This window comes from Streptomyces sp. PA03-1a (assembly GCF_033792805.1).
Lineage (GTDB): Bacteria > Actinomycetota > Actinomycetes > Streptomycetales > Streptomycetaceae > Actinacidiphila.
In genome coordinates this window covers 1-560 of record NZ_JARAVO010000518.1, presented here as the reverse complement: position 1 = coordinate 560, position 560 = coordinate 1, and the positions used below count along the sequence as shown (strand labels likewise).

Sequence of the window (560 nt, the reverse complement as noted above, 5' to 3'; positions counted from 1 at the left end):
ACGTGGCGGTCGAGCGCCGCCCGCACCAGGGCGGCCGCGAAGACCGCGTGGGCGGCCTTGGGCACCAGGGCCGCCAGCTCTTCCGGCCGAGCCGGAAGGCCGAGCCGCTTGGCGCCCTGCAGGGCCTTGTCGTCGAACAGGGGGCCCGTCTCCGGCCAGACCGCCTGTACCTCCCGCAGGAAGATCTCCACGCCGACCGGCCCGAGCCCGGGAACCTGGCGCAGTGCGCGCCGGATCTCGTCCGGGTCGCCGTCCGCCTCGTCCCGCAACCGGCGCAGGTCGCCGCCGTAGCGGTCAAGGAGCAGCTCCGCCCCGTCCCCCAGCTGCGTCGCCGTCCGTTCGTCGTAGCGCCGGTAGTGTCCCCTGCCCAGCGCGTCGACCCGCTGCTGCCAGGTGGCGTCGCGCATCCGGCGCGGGTCGCGCATGCCCGCGGCGAAGAGCTCGTGAGCCGCGTCAGTGGCCACGGACGCCTTGATCCGGGCACTGAGCAGGCAGGCTGCCACCAGCGCCTGGTAGAGCGGCTGCGGGGTGTTCTTCAGCTTGATGCCGGCGTCCTCGGC

The 560-nt window shown here is 74.5% G+C and carries 1 protein-coding gene; it reads right to left on the bottom strand.

Annotated elements, in window-relative coordinates; genetic code table 11:
* The coding region (locus PV341_RS45260; protein ID WP_500361087.1) for an HhH-GDP family DNA glycosylase at window positions 1-560 on the bottom strand (560 nt) is incomplete at both ends.